Source organism: Schaalia sp. ZJ405 (assembly GCF_011038885.2).
GTDB lineage: Bacteria > Actinomycetota > Actinomycetes > Actinomycetales > Actinomycetaceae > Pauljensenia.
In genome coordinates this window covers 1,196,109-1,212,986 of sequence record NZ_CP064952.1, presented here as the reverse complement: position 1 = coordinate 1,212,986, position 16,878 = coordinate 1,196,109, and the positions used below count along the sequence as shown (strand labels likewise).

At 58.4% G+C, this 16,878-nt stretch carries 14 protein-coding genes and 1 tRNA gene; 14 read left to right on the top strand and 1 reads right to left on the bottom strand.

Going from position 1 to position 16,878, the window contains the following annotated elements:
- Positions 1 to 127 precede the first annotated feature (127 nt).
- The 6 genes from gap to G7Y41_RS04960 all read left to right on the top strand — a co-directional run bounded on the left by gap (position 128) and on the right by G7Y41_RS04960 (position 7,791).
- Positions 128 to 1,135, top strand: a complete 1,008-nt coding sequence (gene gap, locus G7Y41_RS04985) for a type I glyceraldehyde-3-phosphate dehydrogenase (RefSeq protein ID WP_165315361.1) — start codon at positions 128 to 130, stop codon at positions 1,133 to 1,135.
- A 137-nt stretch (positions 1,136 to 1,272) separates the two neighbouring features.
- A complete protein-coding gene (locus G7Y41_RS04980) occupies positions 1,273 to 2,463 on the top strand; it encodes a phosphoglycerate kinase (protein WP_165315360.1) in 1,191 nt (396 codons plus the stop codon).
- A gap of 3 nt (positions 2,464 to 2,466) precedes the next feature.
- Entirely contained in the window at positions 2,467 to 3,243 is a 777-nt protein-coding gene (tpiA, locus tag G7Y41_RS04975) for a triose-phosphate isomerase (RefSeq protein ID WP_165214744.1), read from the top strand.
- Positions 3,244 to 3,366: 123 nt separating this feature from the next.
- Positions 3,367 to 3,615, top strand: a complete 249-nt coding sequence (gene secG / locus G7Y41_RS04970) for a preprotein translocase subunit SecG (RefSeq protein WP_165214741.1) — start codon at positions 3,367 to 3,369, stop codon at positions 3,613 to 3,615.
- A 277-nt stretch (positions 3,616 to 3,892) separates the two neighbouring features.
- A complete protein-coding gene (locus G7Y41_RS04965) occupies positions 3,893 to 5,323 on the top strand; it encodes a PASTA domain-containing protein (protein ID WP_165315359.1) in 1,431 nt (476 codons plus the stop codon).
- A gap of 38 nt (positions 5,324 to 5,361) precedes the next feature.
- Positions 5,362 to 7,791: a GDSL-type esterase/lipase family protein gene (locus tag G7Y41_RS04960; protein ID WP_165315358.1), complete on the top strand. Its 2,430-nt coding sequence runs from the start codon at positions 5,362 to 5,364 to the stop codon at positions 7,789 to 7,791.
- Between the two features lie 158 nt (positions 7,792 to 7,949).
- On the opposite strand, the gene tkt is transcribed toward G7Y41_RS04960, so the two are convergent.
- Positions 7,950 to 10,034 (bottom strand): transketolase, encoded by a 2,085-nt coding sequence (gene tkt / locus G7Y41_RS04955; RefSeq protein ID WP_165315357.1) that lies wholly within the window; start codon positions 10,032 to 10,034, stop codon positions 7,950 to 7,952.
- Between the two features lie 136 nt (positions 10,035 to 10,170).
- Between tkt and xerD the strand changes: the two genes are divergently transcribed.
- The 8 genes from xerD (at position 10,171) to G7Y41_RS04915 (ending at position 16,687) form a co-directional block, all read left to right on the top strand.
- The gene (xerD, locus tag G7Y41_RS04950; protein WP_165315356.1) at positions 10,171 to 11,100 is read left to right on the top strand and encodes a site-specific tyrosine recombinase XerD; all 930 of its coding nucleotides are present in this window, start codon (positions 10,171 to 10,173) and stop codon (positions 11,098 to 11,100) included.
- 178 nt (positions 11,101 to 11,278) lie between these two features.
- Entirely contained in the window at positions 11,279 to 12,142 is an 864-nt protein-coding gene (locus G7Y41_RS04945) for a ParA family protein (RefSeq protein WP_165214733.1), read from the top strand.
- Positions 12,143 to 12,266: 124 nt separating this feature from the next.
- Positions 12,267 to 13,139 (top strand): segregation and condensation protein A, encoded by an 873-nt coding sequence (locus tag G7Y41_RS04940; RefSeq protein WP_231367404.1) that lies wholly within the window; start codon positions 12,267 to 12,269, stop codon positions 13,137 to 13,139.
- On the top strand, positions 13,132 to 13,722 hold the full coding sequence (gene scpB / locus G7Y41_RS04935; RefSeq protein ID WP_165214727.1) for an SMC-Scp complex subunit ScpB: 591 nt from the start codon (positions 13,132 to 13,134) through the stop codon (positions 13,720 to 13,722). Before G7Y41_RS04940 ends, scpB begins: the two co-directional genes overlap by 8 nt.
- The gene (locus tag G7Y41_RS04930; RefSeq protein WP_165214724.1) at positions 13,719 to 14,468 is read left to right on the top strand and encodes a pseudouridine synthase; all 750 of its coding nucleotides are present in this window, start codon (positions 13,719 to 13,721) and stop codon (positions 14,466 to 14,468) included. Before scpB ends, G7Y41_RS04930 begins: the two co-directional genes overlap by 4 nt.
- A gap of 97 nt (positions 14,469 to 14,565) precedes the next feature.
- Complete coding sequence (locus G7Y41_RS04925; protein ID WP_165315453.1) at positions 14,566 to 15,729, top strand: prephenate dehydrogenase; 1,164 nt, start codon at positions 14,566 to 14,568, stop codon at positions 15,727 to 15,729.
- 21 nt (positions 15,730 to 15,750) lie between these two features.
- A complete protein-coding gene (cmk, locus tag G7Y41_RS04920) occupies positions 15,751 to 16,518 on the top strand; it encodes a (d)CMP kinase (protein ID WP_196819456.1) in 768 nt (255 codons plus the stop codon).
- Positions 16,519 to 16,613: 95 nt separating this feature from the next.
- Positions 16,614 to 16,687, top strand: a tRNA-Pro gene (locus G7Y41_RS04915).
- Positions 16,688 to 16,878 lie beyond the last annotated feature (191 nt).

Sequence of the window (16,878 nt, the reverse complement as noted above, 5' to 3'; positions counted from 1 at the left end):
GATGTCGCTTGTGGGTGTAGATTGGATAGTGCTGGAACCGCAGAGATCTGCGGGCCGGGATCGCACAGTGCGACCTCGGTTGCATCGATCATCAGTGCCCGCCGTGGGCACGAGCAGGAGGACAATAGTGACCACCCGCGTTGGCATCAACGGCTTTGGCCGTATCGGCCGTAACTTCTTCCGCGCAGCCCTTGAGCAGGGTGCGGATATCGAGATTGTCGCAATGAATGACCTCACCGACACCAAGACTCTCGCTCACCTTCTTAAGTACGATTCGATCCTCGGCCGTTTCAACGGTGAGGTTTCCTACGATGACGAGTCCATCGTTGTCAATGGCAAGTCCATCAAGGTTCTTGCCCAGCGCAACCCTGCCGACCTGCCCTGGGGCGATCTCGGCGTTGAGGTTGTCGTCGAATCCACCGGTTTCTTCACCGACGGTGAGAAGGCAAAGGCTCACATCGACGCCGGCGCCAAGAAGGTCGTTATTTCCGCTCCGGCAAAGAACGTTGACGGCACCTTCGTCATCGGCGTGAACGAGGGCGAGTACGACAACGCGAAGCACAACATCATTTCCAACGCTTCGTGCACAACTAACTGCCTCGCTCCGCTGGCCAAGGTTCTTCACGAGAACTTCGGCATCGTCCGCGGCATCATGACGACGATCCACTCCTACACCGGCGACCAGCGCGTCCTCGACGCGCCCCACGGCGACCTTCGTCGCGCCCGCGCCGCTGCCCTGAACATGATCCCGACGAAGACCGGTGCTGCTCAGGCTGTCGCTCTCGTTCTGCCTGAACTCAAGGGCAAGTTCGACGGCCTTGCCGTCCGCGTTCCCACCCCGACCGGCTCCCTCACCGACCTCACCTTCGAGGCGGAGAAGGAAGTTTCCGTTGAGTCGATCAAGGCTGCTGTCAAGGCTGCTGCTGAGGGTGAACTCAAGGGCGTTCTGGCCTACACCGAAGATCCGATCGTCTCCACCGACATCGTTGGTGACCCGCACTCCTCGATCTTCGATGCCAACGAGACCAAGGTCATTGGCAACCTCGTGAAGGTCCTGTCCTGGTACGACAACGAGTGGGGCTACTCCAACCGCCTCGTGCAGCTGACCGCTCTGGTTGGCTCGAAGCTCGCCTGAGATCATCGCGCTATCGCGTGATTGGCTAACAACGGACGCCCGCACACCCCAGTGTGTGCGGGCGTTTGTTGCTCAGACATTCATCTTCGTTTCGGCGGATTATTCCGCGTTCAGACTTCGTGAGAAAGGTTCATTCAATGAGGTCAATTGATACTCTCGGCGACCTGCGCGGCAAGCGCGTCCTCGTCCGTTCAGACTTTAACGTTCCGCTTAAAGATGGCGTCATCACCGATGACGGGCGAATCCGTGCGGCCCTGCCGACGCTTGAAAAACTTGTTCAGGCCGGCGCGAAAGTTGTCGTCATGGCTCACCTTGGCCGCCCAAAGGGCACGGTTGATCCGGCGTTCTCTTTGGCTCCCGTTGCGCAGCGTCTCGGCGAGCTCATTGATGCTCCCGTGACACTTGCAGGTGACACCGTTGGAGATTCCGCAAAGGAAACGGTTGCTGCCCTTGAAGAAGGCCAGATTGCCCTCCTCGAAAACGTTCGTTTCGATGCGCGCGAAACCTCGAAGGTTGATGAGGAGCGTGAAGAGCTTGCTCGCGCGTACGCGGAGCTTGGTGACGCTTTCGTTTCGGATGGTTTCGGTGTTGTGCACCGCAAGCAGGCATCTGTTTATGACATTGCGAAGCTTGTTCCTTCCGCGGCTGGTCTCCTTGTAGTCAACGAGATCGAGTCGCTGCGTAAGGCAACTGAGGAGCCGGAGCGTCCCTACGCGGTTGTTCTTGGTGGCTCGAAGGTCTCTGACAAGCTCGGCGTCATCGCGAACCTCCTGAAGAAAGCTGACATGCTCTTCATCGGCGGCGGAATGGTTTTCACTTTCCTCGCTGCTCAAGGGCATTCTGTGGGCAAGTCGCTCCTCGAAGAGGATCAGATCGACACTGTGAAGGCCTACATTGACGAGGCGAAAGAACGAGGCGTGGACCTCGTTCTGCCCACCGATGTTGTTGTTGCCCCCGAGTTCGCCGCGAATGCTCCCTCGACGGTTGTGTCTGTTGACGCGATTCCCGCCGATCAGATGGGTCTCGACATTGGCCCTGAGTCGCAGAAACTGTTCGCCGACAAGCTGGCCACGGCCAAGACCGTTGCGTGGAACGGTCCGATGGGTGTCTTTGAGTTCGAGGCATTCGCAGCTGGTACAGCGGCTGTTGCTAAGGCTCTGTCCGATGGCAGCATGTTCTCGGTGATTGGCGGCGGTGATTCGGCCGCAGCCGTCCGTACTCTCGGATTCGATGAATCCACCTTCTCTCACATTTCCACTGGTGGCGGCGCTTCCCTCGAGCTCCTCGAGGGCAAGGTTCTGCCCGGTATTGCAGTTCTGGAGGACTGAAAAATGGCACGCACTGCGCTGATGGCAGGCAACTGGAAGATGAATATGGATCACCTTGAGGCGAACCATCTCGTCCAGGGCCTTGCGATGGAACTCAAGGATCACAACCACGACTTCGACAAGTGCGAGGTCCTCGTGATCCCTCCGTTCACCGACATTCGGACCGTCCAGACGATCGTTGATGCCGATGAGCTTGGCATCAAGTACGGTGCACAGGACGTGTCGATCCACGATAACGGTGCGTACACCGGTGAGATCTCCACCGAGATGCTGACGAAGCTGGGATGCACCTACGTGGTCATGGGACACTCGGAGCGTCGCGAATACCACAATGAGTCCGATGAGCTCGTTGGCCAGAAGGCTCGCAAGGTTCTTGACGCGGGAATGACCCCGATCCTGTGCTGTGGCGAGGCCCTTGAGGTCCGCAAGGCCGGCACGCATGTCGAGTTCGTCCTCGGTCAGATTCGGGCTGCTCTTAAGGGATGGTCCGCTGAGGACGTCGCGAAGATCGTCATTGCGTACGAACCCATCTGGGCAATCGGCACCGGCGAGACCGCGACCTCTGATGATGCCCAGGAAGTGTGCGGTGCAATCCGCGGGGCTCTGCGTGAGGACTTCGGTGAAGCTACTGCCGAGGCCACGCGTGTTCTCTACGGTGGTTCCGCCAAGCCCGGAAACATCAAGGAACTCATGGCTCAGGCCGACATTGATGGTGCCCTCATTGGTGGTGCCTCACTCAAGGCTGATTCTTTTGCTGAGATGGCGCGTTTCTACGCCTGATCGCTGAGTTCGACGCCGGGGGCCTCCTCACGTGGCGGACATTTCGCCCGTGCAGGTTGGCCCCCGAGCGTTTTGCCTATTAGACTGTCGACGGTCCCTATCAGTTGAGAAATCGGAATTCACGTGGCAATTCTTCACATTACTCTCATCGTGCTCATCATCATTGCGAGCCTCCTGCTGACCCTCACCGTGCTCATGCACAAGGGGCGCGGTGGTGGCCTGTCCGATATGTTCGGTGGCGGGATTACATCGAACGCCGGCTCCTCCGGTGTTGCCGAGCGCAACCTTAATCGCATTACCCTCGGTGTTCTCGTCATCTGGGTGGTCACCATCGTTGCCTACGGCGTGCTTCAGCGCTGGGTAGGTTTCTGACTTTCACTCTCTGCCGCGAGCGTTCTACGCTGCGTGCCAGACGTGACGCGGTTGTTCTCAACGACGAGGACAACCGCGTTTCCTTTTCCGCTTGCGTGTCGCGTCCCTCGGCCCTGGTTGCCGTTGGAGTTTTTAGGGGGGGACGAGGACGGAGCCGCGGAAGAGCTGACCATCATGTGAACGCGGTGTGGGTGATCTCTCTGGTTAGGCCAACGCTGACGGCTCCATCACGTATAGTGAGAGAAACCATAGTTGCCGACTAATCTTGGAGAAGTCAATGCCGACCTGTCCCCAGTGTGGTTCCCTGCACCGACCGAATGTTGACCGATGCCCGGTGTGTGGACTGTCCTTCGGTCAGATCCCCGCCAGTCCCGTTCAGCCACCCCAACACTATGGCCCAGGACAGTTCGGAGCTCCGCATCCGGGAGAAAAGGTAGCTCCGGGCCCAACTGATCCGATTCCGCATGATGTCGGCACCCCACTCACCGGCTTTCCACCCAATTCGACACCAGCGCCACCTCCACCCGATGCGCAGACCTCGGACGTGCTCGCGGCGGAGCCGGGGAACCACGCACTGACCCCACCCGATGGGCAGACCCCAGCGCCGGATCCTTCGCAAGGGACCCCGAATGACGGTCCCAAACAGACACCAACGCTCTTGCGTCGCCACAGAAAAGCTCTTCAGAAGCCTGCGGCGGCACCCGATGACGATCCGAAAGCAACACTGCGGCGCTCGCTGCGAAAGACAGGCGTCGTTGCAATAGCTCTTTTCTCCTTTGCTGCATTGGCAGCGGCTTTCATTGGCGGATGGTTTGTTCAGAGCCTCATTCAGACACACGCGCAGGGGCCCGTTGATTCAGCGGCTGCTTCACGCCCCGACGAATCAGCACAGTCGGGCGGGGCCGTCCTCGACAATCAGATGCCCGATGTGCGGGGACTGCCGCTCAATGACGCGAAACAAATCCTTGCAGATATGGATATTTCCTTGGCGGATGTCACCGTCGAATCAAAGCAGTGGGGAGGACAACCCGGGTTAGTGATTGCGCAGGATCCTGTTATGGGTGAGGCTCGTCGAAGCAAGATCACTCTGACGGTTTCGGAGCAGGCGAAGATGCCGCGTGTCATCGGTTCGGCCAAGAAGGAAGCCCTTGAGACGCTTCGGGCGTTCGGTGTGGAGCCCACAGTCGTCGAGAAGTATGCGATGGGAAGTCCAACCGGAACGGTGATTCAGGCAAGCGTCAAAGAAGGGGATCCTCTACCGGCAAGCGTCGAGCTGACCCTCGCTCAGGCGGGAAGTTCGATCTTCCTTTCGCAGCTCAACACAGTTGATAGTTCGTGTTCGCGAGGAGCGGAGAGCGTCAATGGCACCGAATATGCGAACTCTCTCCGCTGTTCCCCAGGCCGGTCGGAGGAGGGATACACCTATGGCTGGTTGCTCAACAGAAAAGCGATGTATCTCGAAGGAATCGTCGGTGTCAGCGACACGGACGATACTGACTCGCGCGTAACGGTCACCGTCGTTGGTGATGGCAAGCAGCTCGCTTCGGTGACGGCAGCATATGCCACACCGGTTCCCCTGGGAGTGGATGTGACCGGTGTGTTACGTCTTGAGGTGCACGTCATTGGCGAGGACGGAAGCGCTGTGCTTGCGGATGTGCGGGTCAAGGGATCAACGGATGAGATCGCGACGCTTCAGGGAGAACAATGATGTCGCGGTTGCATCGGATGCTATGTACGATCCTCGCTGTGGTGTTAAGCCTTGTTGCCCTAGTCTCGGTTCCCTCTGCACATGCGCAGTCTGAGAAACCCCTGGTCATCGTCTTCGACACGTCGAGCTCAATGGCTGATAACGACAACAATGGGCAGAATAAGTTGCTCGCTGCACAGACACTGATGTCGGACCTTGTCCGCGAGCGCGGAGACAACGTGGACTTAGGGTTGTGGACGTACCCCGGTGGAGCGTCGGTCGAGGGCTGTGCGGCGGGAAGTTGGGTGCCGGATATGGAGCCCTTGAAAAAACCCGATCCCACTAACGTTGATGCACAGATTCGACTGCTCACCGCAAACGGCGATACTCCCACTGGGCCAGCCTTGCAGAAAGTTGTCGCGGAGCTCAAAGCTCAGGGGTATCACGCCGCACATATCGTTCTGGTGACCGATGGTTTGGCGAACTGCGGAATCCCGGCATGCGAGGCGGCTCGGGGAATTATCAATGAAGGCTTCGAGATTGAGGTCGCCGCGGTTGCATTCAATATGGGTAGCGAGTCAACGCAAGATCTTGAGTGTTTGGCCAAGGTCACGGGCGGATCGTTTACGTCGACGGAAAACTCTGAGGATCTTCTCAAGGAGATCGAGGAATACAAGGACCAGGATCTCCAGTTAGATGTCACTGCGCTGGAATCGGTTCGCCGTGGCGATATGACTTCGGTGACCGCAACGATCACGAATCCCAAAGATGAGCCGGTAACAGGTGCGGCACTGGCAATTGACGTCCTCCCCGTTGTCGGGTCCACGAATGATTCGAACGCGACGACTGCTCCTGTCTCACCCAGCGGCGTCAAGCACTACTCGCCGGTGAGGTATCCACTGTCGACAATTGAGGCACATGGGACGATACGACGGACATGGCGTTTCCTCATCAGTGGCGACACGAACCCCCGCTACCAATGGAAGGTGTATGCCGGCGTTCACGGTAAGGGAGCTGTTGTCAAGACCGGAAATATGGAGATCACCGATCACGACCTCACACGTCACGATGGTGGAGAGCTATTGGCTTCTCATGGGGGAACTGTCGTCGTTTTGGGTGACTCATATTCCTCGGGTGAAGGGGCGGGCGACTATGCGAACACGCATCCCCCCTCATGTCACCGATCCCCGAACGTCTACGGTCAACTCATTGGGGGAAAAAATACGAAAATCATCGCCTGTTCCGGGGCGACCACACGAGATGTCCTTGGAGGGGCCTCCGAGAAACAAGTCTCGCAAATCGACCTGCTAAGAAAGATCGAGAACCCCGATGTTGTTGTGCTGACGATGGGTGGAAATGACATTGGGTTTAGCGATATCGTCAAAGAATGCTTCCTTCACGACTGTCAAAGTAACGAACGCAAATACCGAGATTTTGTCTCACACCTCGCGCATATGAGCGGCAGCTATATGGAGCTTTCTGAGGTCATTAACAGCAAGGAACTCATTGCGAAACGCGGAGGAAAACTTGCTCCACTGATCGTTTCACCGTACCCTGATCCGTTCTGGAGTCCGAGTCGAGGCAAGTGTAATCACTTCGGTCTAAACGGGTTCACCTCCTCAGAAATTGCCATGTCAAAGCGTTTGCTTGCCACGCTCAATGAACGCATCCGAACTGAGGTCAAGGAGGCGCAGGCACAGGGGTACCCTGTCTATTTCTCTGAGCCAGTGATCACGATGGCCGCAGGACATTCAATCTGTGTCGAGGACTCCTACTTCGTCCGTCTGACGCTCAGCGATGCCGTCAGACGCAGTGCTGATGACTTCAAGACAAGACTGTCATTGGAAAAATCTCAATGGGATAAAGACTATGACGCAACCTTCCCGGAACTCTTCCACCCCAATAGGGAAGGGCATCATCGGTGGGCGCAAACATTAATTGCCTGGTCCAAGAGCGAAGACCTTCAGCTCCGCCAGCAAGCGCCGCGCGTGCGGATCACGGCGGGTGACCGTATCATCCAGGCTCTGACGTCGAATGTCGCACCCGGTGTTGTGCGTATCGATGTCGATCGAAAGGATTTACAGGCATCGGTTGATGCAGCGGAACTTACTCAGTCCACTGAGAAACGTGCTGTCGCGCAAGGAGATGCTGTTGATGTTCACCTGGAAGGAATGGCTCCAAAAACACGCGTTCTCATTCAAGTGCGTTCCACACCTCAAACTGTTGGAAGCCTTCCTGTGGACGACAAGGGGATGGTGTCTGGGAAGCTGACGCTCCCCAGAGTGACCAACGGTCAGCATGAACTCGTTGTTGTTGGGTGGAACGAAGACTATCGCTTCGTTGGTACGCGAATCCCCATCACGGTAAGCGCAGGACTCCCGCTCTTTGTGGTGATCGTTGCCGGGTTCATGCTGGCAGCTGCTGCCGGTGGAGTATTCTTCGTCGTCCGTCGGAAGCGGATCCTCAAGAAGCTGCAACTTGACGAATGATGCGGCCAGGAACACTCCCTGAAAGACCGTGCTGGATGTTGACCACACGTCTTTAGGATCCGAGTGGCTGAATAAGTGGGGCCGTGAGAGCAGTTCGCTACTACTCTCACGGCCACTCCGGCTTGGTGAGCTTGTCAGCTCACCAATAAAAGAGACGCTCAGGCGCGGGCAGCGTCAATGGATTCCTTTGCAGCGGAAACCACGTGTTCGGCATCGATTCCAAACTCTGAGAACAGGAGATCACCGGCAGCGGAGGCACCGAAGTGCTCCAGGGAAACTGCGCGGCCGGCCTCGCCAATCCAGCGGTACCACGGAAGGGCGATACCTGCCTCAACGGAGACGCGTGCCTTGACGGCGGAGGGAAGAACTTCTTCGCGGTACTCTGCGCTCTGTTGCTCGAACCACTCCATGCAGGGCACGGAGACGACGCGAGCGGCAACGCCCTCAGCTGCCAGTGTTTCGCGAGCCTCAAGAGCGATGGATACCTCGGAGCCGGACGCCAGGAGGATGACATCGGGGGTTCCCTCGGTGTCAGCCAGAACGTACGCGCCCTTGACGAGGTTCTCGGCGGACGCAAAACCGGTGGATTCATCACGCGCCGGGTTCGGCAGGTTCTGACGCGACAGTACGAGGGCCGCAGGGTGCGACTGCTCAAGCACGGCTTTCCACGCCTGGGCGGTTTCGGTTGCATCCGCGGGACGCACGATCGCCAGGTTCGGGATCGCACGGTAGGACGCGAGATGCTCAATGGGCTGGTGTGTTGGGCCGTCCTCGCCCACACCAATGGAGTCGTGCGTCCACACGTAGGTGACGGGCAGGTCCATGAGTGCGGCAAGACGGACAGCACCGCGCATGAAGTCGGAGAACACGAAGAACGTGCCACCGTACACGCGGGTTGGGCCGTCAGCGGCAATACCGTTCATCACGGCACCCATGCCGAATTCACGCACACCGAAGTGCAGGTTACGGCCGAACTCGTTGCCGGAGAATGCCTCAGAGGAACGGCCCTCGGGGAGGAATGACGGGTGTCCCTTGATGAAGGTGTTGTTCGAGCCAGCGAGGTCAGCAGACCCACCCCAAAGCTCGGGCAGCACATCGGCGATGGCGTTGAGGACCTGACCGGATGCTGCGCGAGTTGCAACGGCTTTCCCGGCCTCGAAAGTTGGCAGAGCTTTCTCCCAGCCTTCGGGAAGCTTCCCTGATTGCAGGCGCTCAAGCAGGGCGGCGCGCTCGGGGTTGGCTGCCTTCCATGCCTCAAAGCGAGCGTCCCAGTCCTTGCGGTAGTCGGCGCAGCGCTGAGCAACGTTCGCGCGAGCCGCGTCCACTGCCTCCTGGTCAACGTCGAAGGACTTTTCGGGGTCGAGGCCGAGCGTGGTCTTCAACCCTGCGAGAGCTTCAGCTCCGAGCTTCGAGCCGTGGATCCCTCCGGTGTTCTGCTTGCCGGGGGTTGGCCAGCCAATGATCGTGCGAACCGCAATGAGCGAGGGCTTATCGGTGACCGCCTTTGCCGCGTCGAGGGCTTCGGAGAGAGCGGCGACGTCCTCGGTGTAGGAACCGTCTTCGGAAAGCCAATCGACGCGCTGGACGTGCCAGCCGTACGCCTCGTAGCGTTTGAGAACATCTTCGGTGAAAGCGATCTTCGTGTCGTCTTCAATGGAGATGTGGTTGTCATCCCAGATCAGAGTGAGGTTGCCCAGCTTCTGCGTACCCGCAAGGGAGCAGGCTTCACCGGAGACACCTTCTTCGAGGCAGCCGTCGCCGGAAAGGACGTACACCTGGTGGTCGAACACGGACTCACCGAGGGGGGTTTCAGGGTCGAGGATGCCGTGGACGCGACGAGCATTCATGGCGAAGCCAACGGCGGAGGCGATACCTGTTCCGAGTGGACCGGTGGTGATTTCAACGCCTTTGGTGTGGCGGTATTCGGGGTGCCCGGGCGTCAGGGAACCTGCGGTGCGCAGGGATTTGAGGTCGTCAAGTTCGAGGCCCATTCCGGCGAGGTAGAGCTGAATGTACTGGGTGAGGGAAGAATGTCCCGCAGAGAGGATGAAGCGGTCACGGCCAATCCAGCGGTCGTCCTTCGGATCAATATTCATATGACGCTGGTACAGCAGGTACGCGGCCGGAGCAATGGAGATTGCTGTTCCGGGGTGTCCGTTTCCTACTTTTTCTACTGCGTCTGCTGCAAGAACCTTGGCGGTCGCGACTGCGCGATCATCGATCTGGTCCCATTTGAGTGTCACATCGGCCTCCAGCCGTTTCGGGCCCCAACATCGGGGCGTAGGGTTTCCTCAACTATTCTAAGACTTTACCTACGGATCCGACACGCGCTGCACTCTTGCGCACCTGCTCACACACATTCGACCTAGGGTGTGACCCGTGGAAAGCTTGCGTGACCTCTCGAATGATTGGTTGGATCACCTACGTGTTGAACGTGGTGCTTCACCGCACACGCTGTCGAACTATCGCCGCGACATCACTCGCTACGTTGACGATCTTGACTCTCGTAACATCACACTCGCGGATGCGGTGACTCCGGCAGTCGTCGAGGAACACCTCGCTGCTTTGTCGTCGGGGAAACTTACCGGAAAGCCAGCGGCGTCCTCGTCCGTGGCTCGTGCGGCGGCGGCAATTCGCGGTTTTCATCGTTTTCTTCTTCGAGAGAAGGTTGCTCAGTTAGATCCTGCGGCCAGGGTTCGTCCACCGAAACAGGGGGAGCATCTTCCCAAAGCCCTGAGCGTGGATCAGGTTGCTGCCCTCTTGGATGCGGCCCATCGCGGGGATGATGCCCGGTCGCTACGCGATGCCGCTCTCCTTGAGTTGCTCTACGCAACGGGGGCGCGTGTTTCGGAGGTCGTGAGCCTGGCGGTCGATGACATTGACCTCGACGACGAGCTGTCGGTTGTTCGCCTCTTCGGGAAGGGCCGCAAGGAACGTCTCGTCCCGATGGGGCACTATGCGCGGGAGGCACTTGGGGCGTACCTCGTGCGTTCTCGGCCAATTCTTGCGGCGAAAGGTCATTCCAGTGGTGTTCTTTTCCTGAATTTACGAGGACGAGCGCTCTCCCGACAAAGTGCGTGGGAAATTATTCAGCGCTATGCCGCTGCCGCTGGGATTGATCGTGATATTTCTCCGCATACGCTTCGGCATTCCTTTGCCACTCATTTGCTTGAGGGAGGGGCATCTGTGCGTGATGTCCAGGAGCTTCTTGGTCACGCCTCGGTGCAGACAACACAGATTTATACGAAGGTCACGGCGACGACGCTGCGTGAAATGTATCGGTCATCCCATCCTCGGGCACGAGCCTGAGCGTTCCCTCTATGTTTGGGAGGGGGAGGACTGTCACTATTGCGACGCGTTAGCGGCGTGTCCGCTCATGCCCTATGCGCTGGCGAGATTTAGTTGGAAGCCGCACGAATAGGTGGCAGATGCGGGGTGACAGTCCAAAAGTCTGGCAGGGGAGTCCTCATGACCTAGAATTGCCTTTGTGACACATGATGCGCAGCCCACCTTGACCGACGACTTCCCCGGCGGTGCCGACGATTTTCCCGTACCCGCTCCGCTGACTGGGCACGGGCCCGCCCGGATCATCGCGATGTGTAATCAAAAGGGCGGTGTCGGAAAGACCACCACAACGATCAACCTGGGTGCGTCTCTTGCCGAATATGGGCGTCGCGTTCTCATTGTTGACTTTGACCCTCAGGGCGCTGCTTCGGTTGGGCTGGGAGTTAATGCCCTTGAGCTTGACCAAACGATTTACACGCTGCTGATGAATCCGAAAGCCCAAGCTCGGGATGCGATCTGTCACACGAATGTCGAAGGACTTGACATTATTCCCGCGAATATCGACCTGTCAGCAGCCGAAGTGCAGCTGGTTACCGAGGTCGCACGAGAGTCAGCTCTCGCACGGGTTCTGCGTCAGATCGACGACGACTATGACGTCATCCTCATCGACTGTCAGCCGTCCCTCGGTCTGCTTGCGGTCAATGCCCTCACGGCGGCTCACGGCGTCATTGTTCCCGTTGAAGCGGAGTTTTTTGCCCTGCGTGGTGTTGCGCTACTTGTTGAGACGATTGAAACCGTTCGCGACCGCATCAATCCGCGCCTGACGATCGACGGCATCGTCGCAACAATGGTCGATCAACGCACCCTGCATTCTCGCGAGGTGCTTCAGCGCCTTGACGAGGCCTTCGGAGATCTACTGTTCACCACGCGCATTGGTCGAACAATTAAGTTCCCCGATGCTTCGGTCGCTACGGAGCCGATCACCACGTATGCGCCATCTCACCCGGGGGCCCACGCCTATCGGAGGCTTGCTCGTGAACTCATCGCGCGCGGTGACGCCGCATAACGCCGTCGCAACACCGACGTCAGGTCACGGAGTTGACGCCGCTCCTTCGCCGATCTTAGGGGGCCGCGGAGAAAGTGAAGCGGGGGATTCTTCTCGCCAATCCGAACGGGAACACCAGGGAACGATCGATCAGTTCCACGTCAACCTGTCGAATTTCGAGGGGCCGTTCGATCTTCTCCTCCAGCTCATCGCACGCAAACGACTTGACCTGACGCAAATCGCTCTCGCCCAGGTGACGGATGAGTTCATCGCCTACATGCAGGCATTTCCCAACCTGTCGCGCACAACCGAGTTCCTCGTAGTTGCAGCCACGCTCCTCGATATGAAGGCCGCACAGTTACTGCCCGATGACGGCGAAGACCACAATGTCTCCGCCGAGGACCTCGAAGCACGCGATCTGCTTTTTTCACGTCTCCTCCAATACCGCGCATTCAAGTCCGCTGCGGCAACAATCAGCCAGAACCTCGAAACGAATGCTGCGTATTTTCCTCGGTCGGTTCCCCTTGAACCTCATTTCGCCCAGCTCCTTCCTGAACTTCGCTGGGTTGCCACAGGGGAGGACCTCGCCCGAATTTTGGCGGATCTGCTGACGCAGCAGCCACCAACGGTCAGCGTCACTCACCTCCATGATCCGGTTGTTCCAGTTCGCCAGCAGGCGCAGATCATCGCCGCCAAACTTCGCGCCGCCGGTCGAGCCACATTTCATCAGCTCGTTGCCGACGCCGCTTCAACTGCGGTCGTCGTCTCCCGTTTCCTTGCTTTGCTTGAACTTTTCCGTCTCCACAAAGTTGAGTTCCACCAGGAGGAAGCCCTGGGGAATCTCGACATCTCCTGGGTTGGGGGCGAGGACGAGGACGTCGGGGACTTTGACGACTACGGGCCGGCTCAGTCCGATTCGGTGACGGGATCGGACACAACTTCTCCCAATGGCGACAATGTCGAGGAACAATCACCCGATGGTGATGTTGCGTACATGAACGGCGATACGAATGAGTGAAGACGAGGGGACTGTGAACGAATACGTCGAGGATATTCTTCCGGCACTTGAGGCCGTGCTCATGGTTGCTTCCGAGCCCGTGTACGTGGAAGATCTTGCCGAGGCTCTGGGAGTCGACTCCGTCCTCGTCAATGAGGCTTTGGAGGAGCTTTCCGCAGAATACCGGGGAGAACGCGAGGGAACGAGGGCTCGGGGCTTTGAGCTACGTGCCACCGCAGGAGGGTGGCGTATCTACTCCAATCCGACCTGGGCGCATATCGTTGGGCGCTTCGTTGTGGGCACCGCTCAGTCGAAACTTTCACAGGCAGCATTAGAGACACTTGCTGTCATTGCTTATCGCCAACCGATCTCACGGTCGCGCATCTCGCATATCCGCGGGGTGAATGTTGACGCGGTGGTGCGTACGCTAGTGGCAAGGGGACTGGTCGAAGATGTCGGCCAGCAGGAATCGGGAGCGCACCTTTACGCAACGACCCCGATGTTCCTGGAGAAAATGGGCTTTAATTCCCTTGACGAATTGGTGCCGCTTGCCCCGTATTTGCCCGACAGCGCTGAGCTGGATGAACTGGAGGAACAGCTGTGAAGAATGATCCGTATGTCGAAGGCGGGATCCGCCTACAAAAGGTTCTTTCCCAAGCGGGCGTCGCGTCGCGTCGAGCCGCCGAATACATGATCGCCGATGGACGTGTCATGGTGGACGGACAGGTTGTCCGCTCGCAGGGGGTGCGCGTCGACCCCACTCGTCAAGTGATTCACGTTGATGGTGAACGCCTGATTTTTGACGAAACCAAACACATTGTTCTGGCAATCAATAAGCCCGTCGGCGTTGTCTCGACGATGTCGGACCCGGAAGGTCGTCCATCCATTGCCGACATGATCGCTGACTACCCTGAGCGCCTCTACCACGTTGGGCGCCTCGACATTGATACCTCAGGGCTTTTGTTGCTCACGAACGACGGAGAACTGGCAAACCGGCTGACGCACCCGTCCTACGAGATCAGCAAAACCTACGTTGCTCGTCTCCACGGTGAGGTCAAAGCCGGTGTGAAGCGGCGACTCCTTGAAGGCATCGAACTTGAAGACGGACCCATTGCCGTTGATTCTTTCCGCGTTGTCGACACCTACGGTGACATCACGACGGTGGAAATCGTTGTCCACGAGGGACGTAACCGACTTGTTCGACGCATGATGGATGCCGTCGGTTTCCCTGTCCGTGAGCTTGTGCGTACAGGATTCGGGCCGATCCACCTCGATCGTCTCCAACCTGGAACAACGCGGCGCGTCAAAGGCAATGCCCTGACGGCTCTGTACGGTGCCGTTGGACTCTGAGATGAGCGGATCTACCGAACGTAGGCGATCCCTCGGTAAGGAAGCCACGACTCCGGGGGACACGTCTGTTGCAGATATGGACGCATCGTCAACGAACATGGGAAATACGCATTCGTCACCGCAGCGGGCTGTTGCCACTCGCGGTCCCGTCCTCATCATCGGGTCCGGGCTTCTGGGCGCTTCGCTGGGCCTGTGTCTGAGAGCGGGAGGAATCGACGTCATCCTTGATGACACATCTCCAACGTCACTTCGGCTCGCTCAAGATATCGGAGCTGGAACACCTCGGGCAGATGCTCCTGATGTCGTTCCCGCCCTCGTGGTTGTTGCCGTTCCCCCAGACGTCGCTGACGTGTGTGTCATCGAGGCTCTGAGAACCTACCCGGAGGCGATTGTCACCGATGTCGCCTCAGTCAAGGTTGCTGTTGTTGCCGATGTACTCGCTGAATCCCAGCGCCTTGGTGACCCAACGATTGCCAGTCGTTACGTCGGATCACATCCGATGGCCGGTCGGGAACGTTCCGGCGCGGGAGCGGCAGATACCGATCTCTTCTACGGAAGCCCGTGGGTGATTGTTGCGCACGAATCGTCCTCGCCGCATGCTATTTTGGCGGTGCGCGCACTCGCCGGCGACGTTGGGGCCGTGCCGATCGAAATGGATGCGACGGCGCATGATCGTTCTGTTGCCCTGGTTTCCCACGTCCCGCAACTCGTTGCCTCAATGCTTGCGGCACGTCTGACGGAAGCACCGGCTCATGCGCTTGATCTTGCGGGTGGAGGGCTTCGGGATACAACGCGGATCGCGGCCTCGGATCCTCGACTGTGGACAGCAATCCTTGCGGGCAATGCCGGACCTGTGTGCGAGATTCTCACGCGGATCCGCAGTGACCTCGACGACCTCATTGTTCACCTTGAGGCCGCTGCCGAACGTGGGCCATTACGCGGGGGGAGCGTTGGCGCAGTTAACCGTGTGATTTCCGCTGGAAACCAGGGAGTCTCCCGGATTCCCGGCAAGCATGGGGGAGCGCCGCGCCGCTATGCGGAAGTTGAAGTGCTTGTTCCCGATGCTCCAGGCGAACTCGCCAGACTCTTCGGTGATTTCGGGGAGATCAACGTCAACATTGAAGATCTTGCCCTGGAGCATTCGTCAGGTCAGCGCGTTGGTCTTGCACGCGTGAGCATCGATCCGGCTCAACTCAGCGGAACCGAACGGGCTCTTGATGAGCGAGGGTGGCGAGTGATTGCGCATTCGCCCATCAATTAGTCGAATAGTCACCATTGTCTGATGAGCATCACAGCCCTATCGAACGGAGACCCCGTGGACACCGCGCAGCGTCACTCAGCGATTGAACGAGTTGGCATCACCATCGCCATCGATGGGCCAGCAGGCTCGGGAAAGTCCACCGTCTCGAAGATTCTCGCCTCACGTCTGGGAATCGGCTACCTCGACACGGGAGCGATGTATCGCGCCCTGACGTGGTATGTCCTTGAGGAAGGCCTCGATCCCTCCGATACGGATGCGGTTGCTCAGGCGGCGGCACATATGGACTTGCGAATGGACTCCCATCCCGAGAATCCTCACTTGTGGGTAGGAGATGTGGAAGTGACGGACGCGATTCGTCAGCCCCGTATCGCTCTCCAGATTCGCCACATTTCAACAAACCTCAAGGTTCGTTCCTGGATGGCCACTGAGCAGCGATGCCGGATGATGGAAGCTCGAGCATTGGGATCGGGCATGATCGCCGAGGGACGTGACATCACCACGGTTGTCTGTCCCGATGCCGACGTGCGGGTTCTTCTCCTTGCCGATGAAGAAGCACGGCTCAAGAGGCGCACCCTCGAACTCTACGGAGATGTTTCCCCTGAACACCTGGAGATTGTTCGTGCCCAAGTCCATGATCGCGATCAGGCAGATCTGACGGTCGCTGAATTCATGAAACCTGCCGAGGGCGTGGATGTCGTCGATTCAACGGGCTTAGGTATTGAAGGGGTTGTTGCCGCGGTGCTCGCCCTCGTTGATGAGAACTTGCGCGGGCGCCTTGCCCAGAACTGATTGCGACGTGATCAGAGTCTCGTAGACCAATTGGCACGAGGGGCCTCTGGCGGGCTATCATCATGTGGTTGCTTCGGCAGCGCAACAACTGGATACGGGCTGTGGCGCAGTTTGGTAGCGCACTTGACTGGGGGTCAAGGGGTCGTGGGTTCAAATCCCGCCAGCCCGACGTTTTGCCCGGAATCTCAACGATTGAGGTTCCGGGCTTCATCGTTGACAGGGCGATCTACTCTCAAATCTGGCCTATTGGCCAATAACCCGAAACCCTCATCCCACTGACATCTCTCACCTCGCGTGAGCTCACGAGAGCCGCACGCGGCTCCGAGAGGGCTGCTGAAAGTCAGCCTGTTCGTCAGCGTC